This is a genomic window from Paenibacillus glycinis (genome assembly GCF_009909185.1).
In the GTDB taxonomy this organism is placed as follows: domain Bacteria; phylum Bacillota; class Bacilli; order Paenibacillales; family Paenibacillaceae; genus Paenibacillus_Z; species Paenibacillus_Z glycinis.
On record NZ_JAAAMV010000022.1, the window covers coordinates 26,728 to 48,108 of the forward strand.

At 61.4% G+C, this 21,381-nt stretch carries 14 protein-coding genes; 3 read left to right on the plus strand and 11 right to left on the minus strand.

Annotated features, from left to right (window positions below):
- Positions 1-9: 9 nt before the first annotated feature.
- The 4 genes from GT019_RS22185 to GT019_RS22200 form a co-directional block, all read right to left on the minus strand.
- Entirely contained in the window at positions 10-1,347 is a 1,338-nt protein-coding gene (locus tag GT019_RS22185; RefSeq protein ID WP_235948966.1) for an MFS transporter, read from the minus strand.
- Between the two features lie 163 nt (positions 1,348-1,510).
- Positions 1,511-2,068 (minus strand): hypothetical protein, encoded by a 558-nt coding sequence (locus GT019_RS22190; protein ID WP_161745527.1) that lies wholly within the window; start codon positions 2,066-2,068, stop codon positions 1,511-1,513.
- A 142-nt stretch (positions 2,069-2,210) separates the two neighbouring features.
- Positions 2,211-2,630 carry a DUF350 domain-containing protein gene (locus GT019_RS22195; protein WP_161745529.1) on the minus strand — a complete coding sequence of 140 codons (420 nt, stop codon included), beginning with the start codon at positions 2,628-2,630 and terminating at the stop codon, positions 2,211-2,213.
- 17 nt (positions 2,631-2,647) lie between these two features.
- Positions 2,648-5,011: an endonuclease MutS2 gene (locus GT019_RS22200; RefSeq protein WP_161745531.1), complete on the minus strand. Its 2,364-nt coding sequence runs from the start codon at positions 5,009-5,011 to the stop codon at positions 2,648-2,650.
- A 221-nt stretch (positions 5,012-5,232) separates the two neighbouring features.
- On the opposite strand from GT019_RS22200, the gene GT019_RS22205 reads away from it, so the two are divergent.
- Both GT019_RS22205 and GT019_RS22210 read left to right on the plus strand, forming a co-directional pair.
- The gene (locus GT019_RS22205; protein ID WP_161745533.1) at positions 5,233-5,595 is read left to right on the plus strand and encodes a phage holin family protein; all 363 of its coding nucleotides are present in this window, start codon (positions 5,233-5,235) and stop codon (positions 5,593-5,595) included.
- 102 nt (positions 5,596-5,697) lie between these two features.
- On the plus strand, positions 5,698-6,090 hold the full coding sequence (locus GT019_RS22210; RefSeq protein WP_161745535.1) for a cupredoxin domain-containing protein: 393 nt from the start codon (positions 5,698-5,700) through the stop codon (positions 6,088-6,090).
- Positions 6,091-6,267: 177 nt separating this feature from the next.
- Here the strand turns inward: GT019_RS22210 and GT019_RS22215 are convergent, their stop codons facing one another.
- The 7 genes from GT019_RS22215 to GT019_RS22245 all read right to left on the minus strand — a co-directional run bounded on the left by GT019_RS22215 (position 6,268) and on the right by GT019_RS22245 (position 18,623).
- The gene (locus GT019_RS22215) at positions 6,268-10,359 is read right to left on the minus strand and encodes a hypothetical protein (protein ID WP_161745537.1); all 4,092 of its coding nucleotides are present in this window, start codon (positions 10,357-10,359) and stop codon (positions 6,268-6,270) included.
- 266 nt (positions 10,360-10,625) lie between these two features.
- Entirely contained in the window at positions 10,626-13,070 is a 2,445-nt protein-coding gene (pheT, locus tag GT019_RS22220) for a phenylalanine--tRNA ligase subunit beta (RefSeq protein WP_161745539.1), read from the minus strand.
- A gap of 16 nt (positions 13,071-13,086) precedes the next feature.
- On the minus strand, positions 13,087-14,118 hold the full coding sequence (pheS, locus tag GT019_RS22225) for a phenylalanine--tRNA ligase subunit alpha (protein WP_161745541.1): 1,032 nt from the start codon (positions 14,116-14,118) through the stop codon (positions 13,087-13,089).
- Positions 14,119-14,506: 388 nt separating this feature from the next.
- Positions 14,507-15,175, minus strand: coding sequence for a YcnI family copper-binding membrane protein (locus GT019_RS22230; protein ID WP_235948969.1), 669 nt, complete (start codon positions 15,173-15,175; stop codon positions 14,507-14,509).
- 157 nt (positions 15,176-15,332) lie between these two features.
- Entirely contained in the window at positions 15,333-16,046 is a 714-nt protein-coding gene (locus GT019_RS22235) for a response regulator (protein WP_161745543.1), read from the minus strand.
- On the minus strand, positions 16,043-16,915 hold the full coding sequence (locus GT019_RS22240) for a sensor histidine kinase (protein ID WP_161745545.1): 873 nt from the start codon (positions 16,913-16,915) through the stop codon (positions 16,043-16,045). The genes GT019_RS22235 and GT019_RS22240 overlap by 4 nt, the downstream gene beginning before the upstream one ends.
- 46 nt (positions 16,916-16,961) lie before the next feature.
- Complete coding sequence (locus GT019_RS22245; protein WP_235948988.1) at positions 16,962-18,623, minus strand: copper resistance CopC/CopD family protein; 1,662 nt, start codon at positions 18,621-18,623, stop codon at positions 16,962-16,964.
- A 447-nt stretch (positions 18,624-19,070) separates the two neighbouring features.
- On the opposite strand from GT019_RS22245, the gene GT019_RS22250 reads away from it, so the two are divergent.
- Complete coding sequence (locus GT019_RS22250) at positions 19,071-21,296, plus strand: ribonucleoside-diphosphate reductase subunit alpha (protein ID WP_161745547.1); 2,226 nt, start codon at positions 19,071-19,073, stop codon at positions 21,294-21,296.
- Positions 21,297-21,381: the final 85 nt, after the last annotated feature.

Genomic DNA, 21,381 nt, shown 5'->3' on the forward strand with positions numbered 1-21,381 from the left:
CCTCCTCCGCTATCCGCCTCGTGTCGAGGTTTCTTTCCTTCCTTCCGCGGCCTTTCCCAGCAGACCGCGCATCAACCACCAACCTAGAATCGGAAACGCGCCTACCGCGAGCATCAGTCCGGGCACGATGTAATCCGATTGCTCCATATAAGGAAGCACCAGCAAATACGCGGCGACGCCGACCATCCGGCCGGCCGTTAAGCCAGCCTCGCGCAAAATGACGAATTCTTCGCGCTGCTTGGCGCTGTCCTCCGTGCTGCCGATCAGGTCGAAGACCGTCGACGTCATCGGCAGGACGTACAGCGGCATGAATAACGCGGTCCCGATGCCGAACGCGAGCAGCGTCCGATAGGACAACGGCCAGAACAGCGGCGCGATGACCGCCGTGACCGCGACCGCCCCGATCAGCATCGCGGCCCGCCTGCGCCGCGGCTTCAGCAGGCGCCCGACCAGCCAGAAGCCGACAAGGCCCACGAGCGAGGTGATCAGCGAAAAGTTGCCGAGCTTGCCCTCGTTCTTCGTCGCCAGAAAGACAAGCAAACCCACAAAAAACATGTACACGCCTTCGCGCACGCCTTGGCAGACGATGGCGGGAACGGCGTACCGCCACGGGTTGCCCCGCTCGCGCAGCTGCCGTATGCCGTGCAGCCACTCGTACGTGCCGGTCGACTTGCGCTTCTTCAGCCAGAAGCTGAGCACGACCGCGACCGAGAAGATTACCGCGGACACCGTGAAAATAATATGGTAGCCGCGTTCTCCCTTGCTCATCGTAATGAGCCATCCGGAGATCCATGGCGCCACGATGCCCGCGCCCGAACCGAGCAGCCCCGCCCAACCGTTGAAGCGGTCGCGGTTGCCGGGCTCCGTCACCTCGAAATAGACGACGTTGAACGCGAGCCAAAAAAAACCGTTCCCCATGCCGATCATGATGCCGAGCGGTACCGCGTAATCGACCGAGGATTCGCCCAGCAGCAGCACGACGAAATAGAACAAGCCGGACAGCGCCACGCCGAGCCGGAGACTGTTCATTTTATTGTGTTCCTTGACCCATTTGCCCGCCAGCCAGAACGTAAGCCCGCTCACGAGGAACTGCGTGAAGTTGAACCAGCCGACGAGCGCGAAGGATTGACTCGTCTTCCATAAATAGATCGGCAAAAACGTGCCCGACAGCGCGTTGGCCGTGCCCAGCATGGCCTGAACGGCCAGCAGCAGCACGGCTTGTCCATCGAGCGTGCGGGTCGTATAGTCGCGCGTTCCTCCGCCTTCGTTCGAAACGGTCCGAAGTCCGGCGGAGCCGGCTTTGCCGGCATGCCGGCGCTTATGCGCCGTATTTCTGCCTTGCTCCAAGCGGCATCCCTCCTGCTAAGGCGATTGGTTTGCGTTCGCCGACGGAGCTTGATTGTCGGGGAATGCAGCAATCGCCTGCTTCAGCTAGGCGTAAGATGCCCTCAAGCGTGAGCCGGCATGCCGGCTTTCCCTATTTTCAATAACTTGCCAATCCTGCGACCGCTTAATGCTCCGAATCGGACTCGGTCAGCACCTGCACCAGCCGTTCCTGGTCATGAACCGACAGCCGGTTCTCCGTATGGAAGCACGACGGGCATACGTACAGGACCAGCGCGAACGGCGTCTCGACGACCGGCGCGCCCAGGGCGGCGGGAATTCTCGGCTTGAAATGGTCGCCGGTCACGATGTGCGTGCCGGCTTCCAGCATCAGCTCGCGGCAGGATGGGCATTCCGGCGCCTCGAGCTGGTCTTCCAGCACCCGCTCCATCGTCCCGTCCATCGCCATCCGGCGGCTGTTGTATTCCACGAAATCCGTCATGTCGTCGGGACCGTTCGCTTTCCAGCCGGTCTCTTCCTCTTCTTCCTCTTCGTCCGCTCCGCGTACCGGTTCGTCCTCGTCCTCGTTCAAATCCAATTGCAGCGTCCGATAACCCGACAGCTCGTTCTCGCAATGCGGACAGTAGCGTTCGGGTCCGATTTCCTCGTCCCAGACGATCTCCGTCTGGCACCATGGGCAAATGACCGGCCCGTCCTGCTCGTGTTGATGCTGTTGATCGCTCATGCAGCTTCTCTCCTCGTTCCCGTATTAGCTATTGCATCAAATAATAGACTCCGAATATCACGAACAGCGCAGCCAGCGCGAACAGCGTTCCCCATAAATATTTCATTCGTGCAGCAATCCCCCATATGGTGTACATAACCGCTTATGCGATCGTAGCGCCGATGACGTACGACAGCGAGATGGATATGATCATCGCGATAAAGCCGACCGCGCGGTTGTCGTTCTGGATCTCGTCGTCGATCCGGAACACCGGCGTCAGAAATTCGAACAAAAAATAAGCCGCCAACAAGAGGGCGTAGCCGAACACCGCCCAGACCATGCTTTGATAGACCGTCTCGTTGGCCTCGATGGAGAAGCGGAATAGATTGCAGATCCCGAAAATCTTGCCGCCGGTCGCCATCGCCACGGCCAAATTGCCCTTCTTGATTTCCTGCCAGCATTTATAGCGGGTGACCAGTTCGAAAACATATAAGAAGATCAGCAGCGCCAGCACCGCAACCGAAACGTACGCCAGCGATGCCGCGAAGGTATTGCTCAGCAATTGGTCGACTTCCGTATCCATCCCGAGGCCCCATCTCCTTACTTCAGTTCAGCGACGGTCACGCCGGAACCGCCTTCGCCGTATTTCCCCAGACGGTAGCTTTTCACGTGCTTGTGCCTGCGCAGAAAATCGCTGATGCCGGTACGAAGCACGCCCGTGCCGTTGCCGTGAATGATGAAGACTTGACCGAAGCCGGCAAGGAACGACTCGTCGAGGAACCGGTCCACTTCCAGCATCGCTTCCTCCAGGTTTGAGCCGCGCAGGTCGAGCTCCGAGCGCACGTTCTCGTCGCGCGTGCGCTTCAGGCTCGCGGCCAGCTTCGGCTGCTGCGTCTTGCCCGTCTCGGCGCGCTTGACCAATTCCAGATCGGCGATGGCCACCTTCATCTTCAGGATGCCGAGCTGCACGACCGCTTCGCTGCCTGTTCGCTCCACCACATGGCCGCGTTGGCCAAGGCTGTACACCATGACCTCGTCGCCGTTCTCGATTTCCTGCGGCTTCGCGGCCATTGCTTTGCTCTTCGCCGCCTTGCGGGCTTCCGGCGTCGCTTCGTCCAATCTGCGGCGGGCTTCCGTCAGCTTATGGTCCTTGACGGCCGCGCCTTCCTCCTGCGCGAGCTTGCGCAAGTCGGCGATGATGTCTTCCGCTTCGCGTTTCGCCCGCAGCATCACCTCGCGCGCATCCTCCTGGGCTTTGGCGAGCAGCTTCTCGCGCTGTTCCTCGAAGCGCTGCAGCTCCGCTCCGTGGCGGGCGCGCTGCTCCTCCAATTGCTTGCGGAGCGCTTCGGCGGTCTGACGCTCGTTCTCGGCGCCGATGCGGTTTTCTTCCAAGGACGCGATCATCGTTTCCACGCGAATATCCTCTTCGCTGACTTCGCCCTTGGCGTGGTCGATAATGCTCCGCTGCAGGCCAAGCCGCTCCGCGATGGCGAAAGCGTTGCTTCGTCCCGGAACGCCGATCAGCAGCCGGTACGTCGGGCTGAGCGTCGCGACATCGAATTCCATGCTCGCGTTGATGACGCCTTTGCGATTGTACGCGTACGCCTTCAGCTCGCTGTAATGCGTCGTCGCGACGATTCGGCAGCCCAGCTTATGCATATGTTCGAGAATGGCGATGGCGAGCGCCGAGCCTTCGGCCGGGTCGGTTCCCGCGCCGAGCTCGTCGAGCAGCACGAGGCTCTTCGGCGTCATCGTCTTCAAGATTCGAATGATGTTGGTCAAATGGGAGGAGAACGTGCTCAAATTCTGCTCGATGCTTTGCTCGTCCCCGATATCGGCATACAGCGCGTCGAACACGCAGAGCTGGCTTCCTTCTTCGGCGGGCACGAACAAGCCGGACATCGCCATCAGGCTGAGCAGCCCGATCGTCTTGAGCGATACCGTCTTACCGCCCGTATTCGGTCCCGTCACGATGATGGCCGTATAATTGTTGCCGAGCTCCACGTCGATCGGCACGACCTGCTCGCGCGGAATGAGCGGATGCCGTCCTTTGCGCAGCTTGATATAACCCCGATCGTTCATGCGGGGCTGCGATGCGCCCATGACATGGGCCAGCCTTGCCTTGGCGAAAGCGAAGTCGAGCTTGCCGAGCAAGTCCAAATCGATCATGAGGTCGTCGGCGTATTCGGCTGCCAGCGCCGTGAGCTTCTGCAGGATTTTCTCGATCTCGCGCTCTTCGGCGAGACGCAGCTCGCGCAGTTTGTTGTTCAGCACGACGATCGCTTCCGGCTCGATGAAGAGCGTGGCGCCGGAGCCCGACTGATCGTGAATGATGCCGCCGAAATTCGAGCGGTATTCCTGCTTTACGGGAATGACGTATCGGTCGTTCCGAATCGTAATGATGGCGTCCTGCAGCATCTTCTGCACGGAGGAAGAACGAATCATGCTCTCGAGCTTCTCGCGCACGCGGGATTCGCCCGCGCGCAGCTCGCGGCGGATGTTCGCCAGCTCGACGCTGGCGCTGTCCATCACTTCGGCTTGATCGTCGATGCATTGGAAGATGGCGTCCTCCAGCGGTTTATGCTCCGTGAGCTGCTCGGCCATCGCCGCCAGCGACGGCACCGGATCGTCGTCGTGCAGCTGCAGCACGTGCCGCTTCACGCGGCGGCCGCCCCGAACCGTTTCGGCGATTTCCAGCAGTTCGGCCGGATTAAGCGTGCCGCCGATCTTCGAGCGCAGCAGCGACGGCTTGATGTCCGCGATGCCGCCGAACGGCGCGCTTCCTTTCAGACGGTCGGCTTTGTACGCTTCGTCCGTCACTTGCTGCGCATGCTTGACGTTTTCCAGGTCCGGACTCGGATGAAGCGCTTCGACTTCGGCCTTGCCGAGCGCGGTCGCGGCATGCTGCGCTAATTTATATACGATTTTGGCATAATCGAGCGTGTGTAAAATTTTGCTGTCCAAGCGAGCACAACTCCTCTCGTTTCCTATTATAGCCGAAGCGCAGTCCGTTCGCTACGCCGCCCGTTTCCATGAATGGCACCGCCGAAAAAGGTAACACTACATGTACACGGGAAGTATAACGCTTCTTGGATTGCCGGCTTTCGCTTCGCGGGCTCGCCGTTTGACGACGCCGAACCCTGGCCGGCCGCTTCGCCACTATACTTTACAGGAGGTTAATCGATATGCATTTTCTGGGTCATGTCGTTCGATTCATCGTATCGGCGATCGTGCTTATGATCGTAGGATACATCGTTCCTCAATTCAGCGTCGGCGGGTTCTGGAGCGCGCTGCTGCTAGCGGTCGTCATCGCCATACTTGGCTGGATCGTAGAAGGCATTTTCGGCAAAAGGGTCACGCCGTTCGGACGCGGCATCGTCGGATTCCTGATGAGCGCGCTTGTTATCTGGCTGGCGCAGTTCATCGTCGGCGGCGTGTCGGTCACGTGGCTCGGCGCGATCCTGGCCGCGCTCGTCATCGGCATCATCGACCTGTTCATCCCGGTCAGCACGCCTTACGAAGCGGGCCGCGACAAAGACCGCGCTTAGCGGAATTACGGGATTCAATAGATCGTCACAGTAATTTCGTCCCGTTCGCGTTATACTGGAATTGTTTATCAATTCCATGTAAGAGAAGGGGAGTCACGTTACGTGAAAAAATTACTGTTCATGTCCATGATGCTTGCCGCTGCGATCTTCGTCTTGGCCGCATGCGGTTCGAAGTCCACTTCCAATACCGACGGCGCTTCGAACGGCAACGTCCAGGAGACCGGCTCGGCCGCTTCCGCCAAAATCACGATCAAAGCGAAACGCTTCGAGTTCGACGAGCCCGTCTACAAAGTAAAAAAAGGCGAGCCGACCGAAATCACGCTCGTATCGGAAGACGGCGTGCACGGCGTCGAAATTCCGGATATGGACATCAAGCTCGATTCCGGCAAGCCTAAGGTCGTCACGTTCAACGACGCGGGCACGTTCGAATTCCACTGCGACATCATGTGCGGCACGGGCCATTCCAAGATGGTCGCGAAGTTCGAAGTCGAGTAGATTTAAATCGAAACCGATTTTGCGAACCGCCCGGTTCCGGCAGGCCGACTGCCCGGAAACGGGTTTTCTTTTGGCCGCGTTGAGATACAGAAAAGGACCGCGCACCGACGGAGCGGCTTCGCTTGAAGCAGCTCGCCGTCGGGCGCTGTCCTTTTTTCATGGTACGGCTATTCCGGGCTAGCTCTTTTCGATCAATTCGAGCCAGTCGTTGAATTCGGTTTGAAGCTTCCGGTATTCCGTCACCAGCTTGCCATGCTCGACCTGAAGCTGTTCATGCACGGAACGGAGCTCCTGCTTATCCTGCACCGCTTCGTTCAGCGCCGACTCCAGTTCCGCGAAGCGCTCGTCGATCTGCTGCGACTGCTGCTTCGCATGCCTGGCTTCCTCCTCTACGCTCCGGAGCTGCTCGAGCAGGCCGGCTTCCGATTCCGCGTGCGCCGCGGCTTGCCGCTGCGCCAAGACCAGCTCGGACTCCGCCGCTTGGGCTTGACGCTCCAGCTCCGCGGCGGCATCGTCGGCAATGCGTTCCGCTTCCGCCATCTGCCGGCGCGCCTCGCGCATGAGATCGGCCGCACGCTCTTCGGCGGCTTGCAGCCTGCTGGCAAGTTCTTCGTTGCGGCTGCCCAGCAATGCCAATTCCTGCCTTACGACGTCTCGTTCTTGACGGAGCTCCAGCTGCAGCGACATATAGTCTTCCGCGCTCTTCCGCGCCTCTTGAAGCTGCGCGTTCAGTTCGTCAAGCTGCCGCTCCTGTTCCTGGGCAGACGCCGCGCGCCGCTGTTCGTTGCGCTGGAGCTGCTCCGCGTGCTGCCGCAATTGCCCGGCGGCATATTCCTGCTCGCGCAGCTCCTGCTGCAGCCGTTCGATCGTCGAACGCTGCGTCTCTTCCAGCTCGGCTGCTTCCATTAATAGCAGCTCGCCGTTTTCCTGCGTATCCGCGAGCTGGCGACGCATGCTCTCGAGCTCTGCGAGGGCGGTGCCGAGCTGCGCCTCGAGCTGCTCGCGTTCCCCGGCGAGCACGGCGCTGCGGGTCTCCAGCTCCGTCCGCAGCGATTGTTCGCGCTCCGCCGCTTCTGCGTAAGCCGCATCCAGCTGGCGGCGATGATCCTCTCTCAGCGCGGCCGCTTCGGCGGCGCCTTCCTCCAACGCCTGCTCCAAGAGCGCCTGCGAATCCTCCCGCTCGCGCGCAAGCTTCGCCGCCGTTTCCTCCAGCGCCGCGTTCAGCTGCGTCAGCTGCTCCCGCAATGCGGTCTCGGCGGCGCCGGCCTGCGCCGTTTCCGCGAGGAGCCGCTCCTCCCGCTCGCGCGCCTCCTGACGGATGGCATCTGCCTCCGCCGAAGCCGCCGCAAGCGTTTGTTCCAGCCGTGCCGTCAGCTCGGCCCGCGCTTCCGCCAATTGCTCGGCGGCCGCGGATGCCGTCGCTTCCTGCAGCGATCGCTCGCGGCGCAGCTCTTCTTCATGCTTGTCCTGCGTTTCGATCATCTCGAGCAATGCCGCTTCGCGTTCGAGCTCCAGCTCGGCATGCGCGGATTCGCGCTGCTGCGCGAGCTGCGCTTCCATCGCCCTGCGGTGTTCCGCGAGCTGCGCTTCCATCGTTTCGCGAAGCTTCGCATGCTCCTGCGCGGCCGCTTCCCTCAGACGCTCGAGCTCGGCGGACGCCAACGCTTCGGCTTCCCGCAATGCCTGATCGCGCACTTCCCGCTCTTCCGCCGCTTTCGCTTCCGCGGCTTGCAGCGCCTGCTCGTGCGATCTGCGCTCCGCGCCCGCCCGCGTCGCCGCGGCGAGCAGCATCTGCTCGTAACCGTCGCGTTCTTCCGCGGCCTTTGTCTCCGCCGCTCTCAATTCGGCATGGAAAGCCTCGCGTTCGGCGGTCATCGCCTCCAGTTGGCGCGAGAGCGACTCGCGTTCGGCTGCAGCTCCGGCTTCGGCTTCCCGCAGCATCTGCTCGTGCGCCTCCAGCGCTTCCAGCTCCGACAGCTCCCGGTTCTCGCGTTCCTGCTCGAGCCGCGACTCCAGCTCCGAGCGCAGGCGAGCCAACTCGGCCTCAGCCTGTTCCTTCGCGGCGGCCAGCTCCGAAGACGCCATTTCCCTGGCCCGCTTCAGCTCGGCTTCAGCCGCTTCGCGCTCCGCCGCAGCCCTCGCCTGCGCGGCTTGCAGCGCGGCTTCCAGCGACTCGCGTTCGGCTGCCGCCTGCGCTTGCGCTTCCTCCAACTGGCGCGAAAGCGACTCGCGTTCGGCTGCGGCTCCGGCTTCCGCATCCCGCAGCATCTGCTCGTGCGCTTCCAGCGCTTCCAGCTCCGACAGCTCCCGGTTCTCGCGTTCCTGCTCGAGCCTTGACTCCAGCTCCGAGCGCAGGCGAGCCAACTCGGCCTCAGCCGCTTCCTGCGCGGCGGTCAACTCCGAATAGGCCATTTCCCTGGCCCGCTTCAGCTCGGCTTCAGCTGCTTCGCGCTCCGCCGCAGCCCTCGCCTGCGCGGCTTCCAGCGCGGCTTCCAGCGACTCGCGCGCGGCTGCCGCCTGTGCTTGCGCTTCTTCCAGCCGACGCGAGAACGCCGCGCGTTCGGCTGCCGCGCTTGCTTCCGCGTCCCGCAAGGCTTGTTCGTGCGCTTCCTGCGCTTCCAGCTCGAACAGCTCCCGGTGATCCCGTTCCTGTTCAAGCGTCAGACGCTGCTGCGCCAGCTCGGCTTCAAGCCTTTCGCGAAGCTGCCCCAGCTCGGCAGCGGCGGCTTCCCGCGTGCGGACCAGCTCGGCTTCAGCCGCTTCGCGCTCCATGGCGCGCACCGCGGCGGCTTCTTCCAGCGCTCTTGCGCGTTCCGCCACAGCCGCTTCGAGTTCGCCAGCAGCCCTCGCTTCCACTGCTTGCAGCGCTTCCTGCGCAGCCTGGGCGGCCAAATCCTGGCGCTCCCATTCCTGCTCCAGTTCCAAGCGCTGCTCGGCCAAGCGCGCTTCCAGCTCTCCGCGCACCTGCGCCAGCTCGGCCTCGGCGCTCTCCCGCGCACGTGCCCAATCCGCCTCCGCCGCCTCGCGCTTACGCGCGTGCTCCGCCGAAGCTTCTTCTAGCGCGCGGGCATGCTCGGCCGCGGCCGCTTCCAACTCCGACAACCGCTGAGCCTCGGCGGAACGCTTCGATTGTTCAAGCGCTTCTTCCGCCTCCAGCGTCTCGAGCAGCCGGCTCTCGCGTTCCTGCTCCAATACCAGCCGCTGCCGTTCAAGCTCTTGCTCGAGCGACTCGCGCAGCCCCTTCAGCTCGGCTTCCAGCGACTCGCGCACCGCCGCGATTTGCGCGGCCGCCGCTTCGCGCTCCGCGGCTAACCGCTGCGCCGCTTCCGCGCGCGCGCGCTCCATGGCCGCTTCTCCGTCGCGCGCCGTGCCGGCATGACGCTCCTGCTCTTCGGCCAGCTCGTTCCGGGCTTGCAGCAGCTCTACTTCCAACGCTTGGCGCGCGAGCGCCAGCTCATCGGCGGCGGCCAAGCGCGCCTCCGCGAGCTTCGCTTCCGCCTCGCGAAGCGCCTGTTCCATCCGTCCTTGCAGCATCGCGCTCAGCCGTTCCATCTCTTCCAGCGCGGATTCGCGTTCGAGCTCGCGTTCCAGCTCCAGCTCCTCGCGCACGCGCGCGAGCTCCGCTTCCGCGGCTTCGCGCCGCGCGCCTTGCTCGGCGATCAACCGCGCCCGGTCAGCCTGCGCCGCTTCGCGGGAAGCCTCGTGCGCGGCCTGCGCCCGATCCAGCTCCGCTTGGGCAGCAAGCATCTCTTGGAGCTGCTGCTCTTCCAGCTCGCTTCGCATCCGAGCCATCTCGGCTTGCGCCGCGGCCTCCGCTTGCGCAACCTTCGCTTCGGCTTCGCGAACCGCGGCTTCCATGCGGCCTTGAAGGCCGGCGCTCGTCCGCTCCAGCTCCAAGCGCGCCTGTTCGCGCTCCGTCTGCAGCTCCTGCTCCGATCTCCGCCGCTCCGCTTCCAACTCGTCCTGCAGGCCGTCTAGCACGAGCTTGGCTTGCTCGAGCTCCGCGACCGCCGCTTTGCGCCGCTCTTCCGTCTCGTGCATCCGCTCGTTCTCGACGCGCAGGCGGAAGACGTCCTCCGCCATCTGCACCGAAGCCAGCATCGCGAGCTTCGGCAGATCGAGGCGCGGGTAGCCCTTGGCGAGCTTGTGCAGGTTCTCGTCCACGAAAGCGGCGATCCGCTTGATATATTCCGGGTTGTTATGGCCCGTCAGTTTGAATTGGTTACCGTATATGTCAACCGTCACACGTGTCCGATCGGCAGCGTTCATGAGGGTATCCTCCTATTGTTCCGGGTAAATATTTCATTGCTGCTCATTTCGACATTCATTTCATTCAGATGATCCGTTTCCGCCAGTCTCCGTATGCTCCTGCTGCTGATTCTTCTGCCGCAAACCCAAACCGAATGCCCGTCTGTCGCAAACGCTTACGCCACGGCCGCCTCCGGTATCCACCAATTCAGCCCGGGGGGATAAAAAAGCCGCATCGAAATTCGTTCGCAAGGAACTAATTCGATGCGGCTATTGGCATCTCCTGCCTATTTACGCAATTCCGCCGCAAAAGATTGTTCTAATTTCGCGACCACCTTGCCGTGCAGCTCCGCGACTTCTTCGTCCGTCAGCGTGCGTTCCGCATGCCGGTATACGAGGGAGAGCGCAACGCTCTTCTTGTCCGCGCCAAGCTTCTCGCCGGTATAGATATCGAAGATGCGGATCGACTCCAACAGCTCGCCCGCCGTTTCGGCCGCGGCATCCGTCAGCTTGCCCGCTTCCACCTCGCGGTTCAGCACGACGGCGATATCGCGTTCCATGGCCGGGTAGCGAGGCAGCGATTTGTACGCGATCGCGAAATCGGCGTCTTCGTAGATCGGCGCCAGTTCGATCTCCAGCACGTACGTATCGCTTAGGTCGTGCTCGATTTGAACGGCCGGGTGCAATTGGCCCAGATATCCGATCGTGACCGGACCCCGCTCGCCGTCGAACACGACCGCCGCGGTGCGTCCCGGATGCATATGCTCCGGCTGCGCGGCCTCGTAACCGATCGATCCGCTGACGCCGAGCACGTCCGCCAGCGTTTCGAGGATGCCTTTCAAATCATAAAAATCGTACGCTTCCGCTTTGCGGTTCCATTCCGCGCGGCTGCGGCTGCCCGTCAGCAAAATCGCCAGGCGGTGCTTCTCCTGCGGGAGACGGGTAAGCGTCTCTTCGTCCGTATGGAAGACGCTGCCGATCTCGAATATCGCGGCATCGTCGGTTTTGCGGTTGCGGTTGTAGGCCGCGGTTTCCAGCAGCTGCGGCAGCAGGCTCGTGCGGAGCACGCTGCGGTCCTCGCTCATCGGAAGCGCCAGGCGCACGGGAAGCACGCCTTCTCCGTTGAGCGACGGGAACAGCTTCGTCCGGTCCGGATGCGTGAACGAATAGCTGATCACTTCATGCAGGCCGGCGTCCGTCAGCCGCTTGCGCAGCTCGCGGCGGATCGCCTGCGGCTTCGTCAGCGCGCCCGGCGTGGCCGCGCCCTCGATGGCCGTCGTCGGAATGTTGTCGTAGCCGAACAGGCGCGCCGCTTCTTCGATCAAATCGACGTCGCGGGTAATATCGCCCCGGCGGCTCGGCACGTCCACGGTGAACACCCCGTCGCCCGAGAGCTGGAACGGGAACTGCAGGCGGCTGAAGATCGTCTCCAATTCCAGCTTGGAGAGGCTCGTGCCCAGGTAGCGGTTAATCTTGGCGATGGATACGGTCACGACCGTCTTCTCCGCCGGCGCCGCGATTTCTTCCACGACGCCGTCGAGCACGTGGCCGCCGGCGTACTGCGCCATCAGCGATGCCGCCCGGTCGAGCGCGGGAATGACGCGCGCCGGGTCGACGCCTTTCTCGAAGCGCACGCTGGATTCCGAGCGCAGGCCGACCTGACGGGACGTCTTGCGGATCGTGCCGCCTTCGAAACGGGCGGATTCCAACAAGATGTTCACGGTCGAAGAAGTCACTTCGGAATGCGCGCCGCCCATGACGCCCGCAAGCGCGAGCGGCTTCTCGCCGTCCGTGATGACGAGCATATGCGGCTCCAGCCTGCGTTCCTGGCCGTCCAGCGTCGTCATCGTTTCGCCTTCGTTCGCGAGGCGAACCAGGATGCGGCCGTCCGGAATTTTGTCGGCGTCGAAGGCATGCAGCGGTTGGCCGTACTCCAGCATGACGAAGTTCGTGATGTCCACGACGTTGCTGATCGGACGGATGCCAGCGGCCATCAGCCGGTTCTGCATCCACAGCGGCGACGGGCCGATATTCACGCCTTTGATATAACGCGCGGCGTAATGCGCGCACTGCTCCTTCGCTTCGATGCGTACCGATATGTGGGCGGAAGCTTGCTCCGCGGAATCGCTCACCCGGGTATCGGGAAGCTTCACTTCGCGGCCGGTCAGCGCGCCGACCTCGTACGCGACGCCCAGCATGCTGAGGCAGTCCGAGCGGTTCGGCGTCAGGTCGAGCTCCAGCACTTCGTCGTCGATGCCGAGCACGTCCAGGATGGACGCGCCGATCTGCGTGCCCTCCGGCAGCACGAGAATGCCTTCCTGCAGCTCTTTCGGCAGCAGCTTATCGTTCAGTCCGAGCTCTTTCGCGGAGCAGATCATGCCTTGGGATTCCACGCCGCGCAGCTTGGCCTTCTTGATGGCGAAATCGCCCGGCAGCACCGCGCCGATCGTCGCGACCGGCACGAGCTGGCCGGCGGCCACGTTCTTGGCGCCGCAGACGATCTGCAGCGGTTCCGCTCCGCCGACGTCGACCGTGGTGACGTTCAGCTTGTCGGCGTCGGGATGCTTTTCCTTCGTCAGCACGCGGCCGACGACGACGCCGGTCACGCCTTTGTTGCGGGATTCCACGACATCGATCTCGATGCCGCCGCCCGTCATCAGCTCCGCCAGCTGTTCGCCGGTGTAGCCGTGCAAATCGATATAGTGGCTCAACCATTTATAAGATACGTTCATCGTATTAGCCTCCCTCTCACATTCGGACAAACTGGCTCAGGAAGCGCAGGTCGTTCGTATAGAAATGACGAATGTCGTCAATGCCGTATTTCAGCAGCGCGATCCGCTCGACGCCCATCCCGAACGCGAAGCCGCTGACTTCCTCCGGATCGTAGCCGCCCATCTCCAGCACGCGCGGATGCACCATGCCGCAGCCGAGGATCTCGAGCCAGCCGGTATGCTTGCACATCCGGCAGCCGTGGCCGCCGCACTGCACGCACGTGACGTCCACTTCGGCGCTCGGCTCGGTGAACGGGAAGAAGCTCGGGCGGAGGCGAATCTGCGCCTGCTTGCCGAACATGAGCTGCACGAATTGCAGCAAGGTGCCCTTCAGATCGCTCATGCGGATGTTCGGTCCGATGACGAGACCCTCGATCTGATTGAACTGGAACGAGTGCGTCGCGTCGTCGTCGTCGCGGCGGTATACCTTGCCCGGGCAAATGACCTTGACCGGCTTGCCGTTCATCGCCTTCATCGTGCGTACTTGCACCGGCGAGGTATGCGTCCGCATCAGGATCTCGTCCGTCACGTAGAAGGAATCCTGCATGTCGCGCGCAGGGTGATTCTTCGGCAGGTTCAACGCTTCGAAGTTGAAGAAGTCGGTCTCGACCTCCGGACCCTCGGCGATGGAATAGCCCATACCGATGAACGCGTCCTCGATTTCCTGCGCGACCTTGTTCAGCGGATGCACCGCGCCGGCCCCGAGCTTGTTGCCCGGCAGCGTGACGTCGATCGTTTCCGCGCGAAGGCGATTCTCCGTCTCCGCCTGCTGGAACGCCGCCTGCTTCGTCTCGATGACCGCCTCGATGGCGGCGCGCACGTCGTTGCCGACCTGCCCGATGACCGGACGCTCTTCGGCGCTCAAGCCGCCCATGCCGCGGAGAATCTCCGTCAGCGCGCCCTTCTTGCCCAAATATTTGACCCGCAGGTCGTTCAGCTGCTGCGGACCGTCGACTCCCTGCAGCTCCTGCAGCGCCTCGGCGCGCAGTGCTTCCAAACGCTCTTTCATTCCATCCAGCCCCTTCTGCGAAAATAAAAAAACGGTCCTCTCTCCCCGTAAGGGACGAAAGAACCGTGTTACCACCCTAATTCAAACTGCCCGGCCGTGATGATGCCGAATAAGCAATTCCTCATGCTTCCGGGTATCGGCCGGACGACCGGAGCTTCCTACCTCATGCCGCCTTGTCGGCCGCACCCGTTCAGAAGCCTGCTCGGAAGCGAACTTCCGCAGCCTGATTTCCCAAAAACGCTCTCAATCTACGGCGTCTTCTCCCTGTCAAGAAAGCACTGCGTACTCTTCTTCCTCATCGCATTGACGTATATGCCTCCTATTATACGAAATTTCCATATCCGTCCGCAAGTCCGTCCCGCATCGCGCAGCCGCCTATTTTCCCGCGTTAGCGTTTCTTCCTTGCCAGCGCGGCGATAAGCGCAAGCGCGCCCAGCACGACGGCCGCGATCGACAGGCCGAGAGTCACGTTTTCCTTCGTGCCGCCGCTGCCGTTATCCGCTTCATCCGAAGCCGCCGAACCGGCATCGCCGGCAGCCGGAGCCCCGTGCCCGTCGCCCTCTCCCGTGCCCGCCACGACCGTCGTGACCGAAGCCGGGTGATCCGATCCGGCGGCGCCGACCCATTCCACGACGGACTTGTCGCTGTAGGTCTGATAGGCTTTCCACACCAGCTGCGTCGCATCGTCCGCGACTTTGCCGGAGACGCGGAAATCGGTGAATTCCGTCTGCGCGAGTCCGCTGCCCTCCGCCGTCCACGTGATGGACTTGATCGCTTTCGTATCGGCCGCTTGCTCCAGCTCGTATTTCCAGCCCGCCTTCGGCTCCACGCGGCTCACGGCCACGCCTTCCGGCACCGTTACTTTCACGCTCGTCGTCGTCACGTTCTCGCTCTCGCTCGGCACCCGGACGGAGAACACCTCGTATCCGCCCTGCGTCGTCTGCGGCGGCTGCACCGTCACGTGCGCGCTGGCCATCGATGCGAACAGCAACAAGGACATCGCGACCGCCCCGATAACCCCGAGTTTCTTGCCGTTATTCATCATGCGTTTCATCATATCGACGAACATCCTCCTCGTGAGCAAATGATCCCCCATTTGCCGCTTCAATAATCATTGCCTTCTGAGCGAGTATACCGCAGCGGCGAGACGGCGGCATGACTCGAACGGGCTATGCATTGTTACGAAAAGGTGTCTCGGCGGCGGACGGCCCCGGCTATTCCTTCAAAAGCCCTTTCTCCAGCGCGTAACGCGTCAGCTGGACCCGGTTATCCAGGTGCAGCTTCTGCAAGATGTTCTTCAAATGATTCTTGACCGTGTGCTCCGAAATGCCGAAGGTTTCGGCGATTTGCCGATTGGAGCCGCCGCCGGCCACCTGCTCCAGCACTTCGTGCTCGCGCTGCGTCAGCGCCGTATGCCCTCTCTCTTCCGCTGCAGGGCCGGCCGGTTTGACGGTCGGCAGCTCCCTGCCCGGCCGGTTCTTCCCCGCGCCGCCCGCGCCGTTGAACTCCTGCAGCATGCGGTAGGCCAGCTCCTTGGACATCGGCGCCTCGTCGTGCGCGACGGCCCGCAAATATTCCAGCCAAGAAGAAGGCGACAGGTTCTTGAGCAGATAGCCCTGGGCGCCGCGCTTGATCGATTCGAACAGATCGGCGATATCGTCCGATACCGTCACCATGATGATCTTGATCCGCGGATCGATGGACTTTATCAGCTGCGTCGCTTCGAGTCCCGTCATGACGGGCATGTTGATGTCCATCAGCACCAGGTCCGGCGCCAGTTCGGCGGCAAGCATAACCGCCTGCTCGCCGTTCGCTGCCTCGCCGACGATATGGAATTCCGGCGCATCGCCCAGGATATCGCGCATCCCCTCGCGTCCGTGAGGATGATCGTCCGCCAGCAGCACCTTGACCGTTCCGATTCCGTTCATTCTCCTCGTGCTCCCTTCGCGACCTCGACGATCGTGCCGCCGTCATGCGGCCATGGGCCGTCGGCCGTGACTGCCCGGCGGACCGCGAACCGCCAGCCCATCTCTTCGGCCCGCCCCTGCATCATCCGCACGCCGTAACGGCCTTTGGCCATCAGCTGCTCCGGCTCCGCTCCCACGCCGTCGTCCCGGATCATACAGCGGAACGTCTCGCCTGCCGCCCCTTCTCCGGGCACGGCCCTTACGGTGAGGCGAGAGGCATGGGCGTGCTTCTGCACGTTCAGCATCGCTTCGCGCACGATGGCGAGCAGCTCGATCTTTTCCTTGCCCGTCAGCTTGGCGTCGGTCAACTGCCAGTCGAGCTCGACGTCCAAGCCGCCAAGCGCCAGTTCGGCGGCCATTTCGCGCACCGCCTGCATCCATTGCACGTCGGTTTTGGACGGCTCGCTCCGCAGGCTCGCAATCGACTGCCGAACGTCCTCGTACACGTGCTTGACCGTCCGGCGAAGCTGCCGCGCCGTTTCCGCGACATGCTCGGGATCCTTCGCGTGCTCCAATTTGTCGAGCTTCACGGACAGCAGGAACAACGACTGCGAGATGCCGTCGTGCAGCTCGCGCGCCAACTGCTCCCTCTCCACGAACGCCGCTTCGGCGGATTTGGACCGCTGCAGCGTTTCCTGCGTTTCCTCCAGCATGCGGAACAGCTTCATGAGCAGCGTTGCCGTGACCGTCATGACGATGACGGGGGCAAGCGCGTTGCCGAGGTCCATGGACAAGTAGGGAAGCAGGAAGGTATGGCGCAAGTACTCCCAGAGCGCGATCGTCAGCGTCGGCGTCCACAGGATAAGCCATTTGATGCGCTTGTACGTCATCCCCCAGCCTCCCTCCGTCGTTTGATTTACGCCGGCATCCGTTTAATCAGTAATTGCGGAATTCAACGGTCTGCACGCTCTCGTTGTCGTCCTTGTCCCTGACCCGAATCTCGGCCTGCCAACGGCCGGCGAACGGAATGTACGGCCCTTCCGCATGATAGGCGGTCTTCACGAACCCTTCGAAATCCGTCAATTCGGTGTCCTCGAACGTCTTGAGCGGCACGTCGATCGGCCCGAGCTCCTTGCGGTCCAGCGAAAACAGCCGAAGCTCCGCGGATTTCGCCGCGCCGACGGCATCCGGCAGCCACACCTTGACGGTCAATTCGTTGACGCCCGCCTTATTCGGCGTTACCCGGAAGGACAAGTGCATTTTGTCGCCCATTTGGTGATAGGTGACGGGTTCGTTGGCCGGCAGCGGGCTTACGTACGTAAACAACGCCGCCACGACGATGATCAGCGCCATCAAGGCCGCGTCCGCGCGAAGCAGCGGCGCCGTCGGCAGGTCTCCCCTTCTAATTCGCATATGAAGCGTGCCGCCGACCCCGAGCACCAGCACGACGAGGCCCGTCTTGATCAGCAGCAGCGTTCCCCAGGAGGTGTAGAAGAGATAGCTCAGCTTCGGCAGGAACAAGAGCGTCAAGCCGACGCCGGATAAGACGAGGAGCATCAGGGAAAGCAGCGCCGCCCTGGAGAACAGCACGGCAAAACGTCCCGCCTCCTTGCGATCCTGCCGCCACAGCAAGAACAGCAGCGTCAATCCGCCTACCCATACGGCCGCGGACGCGAGATGAACGAAATCGAAGAGCACGGATGCCGACTTCGGCGAGAATACCGCCGCGTGTCCGCTCCAAGCTTCCACGGCCAATATCGCCGCGGCCCACAGGGTCCTCGCGACCGGATGCAGCCGCACGAGCGCGAAGCCGGCGAGCGACAGCGCGATCAGCGCGATCCATTCCTTGCCGATGGCCGTTTCCAGGAAGAGCTTGCCGTAATCGCTGGTCGGATAGCCCTTCAGGATCTCTCGCGCGTGGACGAACACGTACAGCAGGACCGCCACGAGCAGCGTTTGGAGCGCGATCCGCTCCCATTTCTTCTGAATGCCCGGCAGGACGGCCCCCCGCTTCCTTGCGAGCAGCGGCCAGATCATCAGCCCTGCCGTCCACAGCAGCGCCGCATAATATAAAGCACGCACGGCGTAGATAATGAATTCGTTGGTCGTCAACTGGGTGGAGACGCCGTGTCCCTCGTGCCCCAATTCCTTATGCGGATCGAATGCGGCGGCATCGACGCCCTGCGGCGGATTGCCCACGACGAAGACGTAGGACCCGCTGATGGGATGCCCGTCCGCCGAAACGATCGCGTACGACACCGTGTAGACGCCTTCCCCGAGCTTCGGCAGGGCGAGCGTCAACGATTTATGGTCGGCGCTCGTCTTCGGATCCGCGTCCGTCACCCGGCGCGACTTGTCGTCCAGCACCTCCAGCGAGCCGACCTTGGCTTCGATTGCTTCATTAAAGGCGAGCTCTATCTCTTTGGGGCTCTGCTCGTATTTGGTATTCGGCTCCGGCACGGTGCGCTCCAGCTCCGCATGCGCGAACGCGGCCTTCGGTCCGGCGAACAGCATGCAGCACAACCAGAGGCCAAGCGCCGCCGCCTGGACGATGAAACGAAACGGTTTTTCTTTTCTGTACCTGCGGCCGATCAACATCTTGCGTCTTCACGTCCCTTCCTACTCTTCAATGTGCCCGGATCGCAAACCGATAACTAAACCTAAGTGTACTAGAGCCGCATTGCCAGCACCAACCGAAATTTCAACTTTTGTTTGAACGAATGCCTTTCGCGTTCCGGCCGAACAAGTCCCTATTATTGTCACCACACAACGGCTCCCGGAAGTGATATACTGTTTATTCGCCCTGCTTGCTTTTTTTATTTTTTTACGCGGCCGCGCATGCCGCCGAAGGATCGTTTGCGAAAGGGCGCCGCTGCGAGCTTTCATTGATTTTTCATTAAGAAATGTCGCTCTACAGGGGTCCCGGATGTCGAATTGTTTAGCTTGACTATCACTATATCTCGGTGTAACGTAGGAAAGTACTTACAACATATTGTGTATTACGGGTTGTCGGACGACAACCTTCGACAAGGAGTGGCTCTGCCCGTGGATATCATTAAAAGGAATGGACAGAAAGAAGAACTTATCTTTTCCAAGCTGAAGAAAGTGATTGATTTCGCGTGTGTCGGTTACGGCGACTGCAATCCGCTGGAGCTCGAAACGGCCCTGCTTCCTTACTTCCGCAACAACATAACGACGAAAGAAATCCAACGTACGCTGACGCAAGTTGCGGTTGAGAAAACAAGCATCGAAGAGCCGAACTGGCAATACGTTGCGGCCAAGCTTCTCGTGTACGACCTCTATAAAGAATCCGCCATCAACCGCAAATACGGTTATTTCGGTTACGGCGACTTCTACTCCCTCATCACGTATCTGACCGATAAAGGCTTATACGGCAGCTACATACTGGATCATTACACCCGGGAAGAAATTCGCGAGCTCGGCAATTACATCGCGCCCGAACGCGACTACTTGTTCAACTATATCGGTCTGAAGACGCTGTCCGACCGTTACCTCATCAAGAGCTTCAACGGCGACGTGCTCGAGCTGCCGCAAGAGCTGTTCATGGGCGTGGCGATGCATCTGGCCATGAAAGAGGAAGACAAACTGGGCTGGGCCCGCAAATTCTACGACGTGCTGAGCCGTCTGCAAATGACGGTCGCCACGCCGACGCTCGCCAACGCGCGCAAACCGTTCCACCAGCTGTCGAGCTGTTTCATCGATACGGTTCCCGACAACCTGTGGGGCATCTACAACGTCGATTCCAGCTTCGCCCAAGTATCCAAATTCGGCGGCGGCATGGGCATCTACATCGGCAAAGTCCGCAGCCGCGGCTCCAACATCCGCGGATTCAAAGGCGTCGCCGGCGGCGTCGTGCCTTGGATCAAAAACTACAACAACACGGCCGTCGCGGTCGATCAGCTCGGCGTGCGTTCCGGCGCCGTCGCCGTCTATCTTGACGTTTGGCATAAAGACATTTTCGATTTCCTGAACCTGCGAACGAACAACGGCGACGACCGGATGAAGGCGCACGATATTTTCCCGGGCGTGTGCATCCCCGACCTGTTCATGCGCAAAGTGCGGGATCGCGAAAACTGGTGCCTGTTCGATCCGCACGAAGTGCGCAGCTTCATGGGCTGGTCGCTCGAGGACGCTTGGGGCGACGAATGGGAAAGCCGCTACGAAGAGTGCGTAGCCCATCCTTCCCTTTCCCGCGAAGAAGTGCCTGCGATCGAGATCATGAAACGCATCCTGACCAGCTCCTTCGAAACGGGCACGCCGTTCGTGTTCTACCGCGACGCGGTCAACCGCGCCAACCCGAACAAGCATAAAGGCATCATCTACTGCTCCAACCTGTGCACCGAGATTTGCCAAAACATGAGCCCGACGGAATACATCACGACGACGCACGAGGACGGCATCATCACGACGCAAATCAAATCGGGCGACTACGTCGTCTGCAACCTCTCTTCGCTCAACCTCGGCCGCACGCGCTCGAAGGAAGAAATCGAAGAGGTCGTCAGCTGCCAAATGCGCATGATGGACAACGTCATCGACCTGAACCATTATCCGATTCCGCAAGCGGAAATCACGAACCAGAAATACCGAGCGGTCGGCCTTGGCACGAGCGGCTACCATCAATGGCTGGCGCTGAACGGCATCGCGTGGGAATCCGAAGAGCATCTGGACCGCGCCGACGAGCTGTACGAATGGATCAACTACTGCGCCGTCAAAGCCTCGATGGAAATCGCCAAGGAAAAAGGCGCCTTCCGCGTATTCGAAGGCAGCGAATGGCAGACCGGCGCTTATTTCGAGCAGCGCGGTTACGAAGCCCCTCACTGGCAGAAGCTAAAGAAAGACGTCGCCGAGCACGGCGTCCGCAACGGCTGGATGTTCGCCATCGCGCCTACGGCTTCCACGTCGCTGATCGCCGGCTCGACGGCAGGCATCGATCCGATCTTCAGCAAATTCTTCGTCGAAGAGAAGAAGAACGCGGTCATCCCGCAAACGGCGCCGAACCTGAACGACGAAACGTTCTGGTTCTATAAGGAAGCGCACCATATCGATCAGCATTGGAGCATCCGCGCGGCAGGCCGCCGTCAGCGCCATATCGATCAAGCGCAATCCTTCAACCTGTACATCACGCCGGATTATTCGGCGAAGCAATTCATGGACCTGTACATGTCCGCGTGGGAAAACGGCTTGAAAACCGTTTATTATTGCCGCAACAAAAGCTTGGAAGTCGAAGATTGCGTGAGCTGCAGCTCTTAAGAAATCCGAGACGTTGAAATAAAGTTGCCCTGCGGGACAGTATGAGTTTCCAATCGCTGTTGTAGTCGGATTATTTTTATAAGTC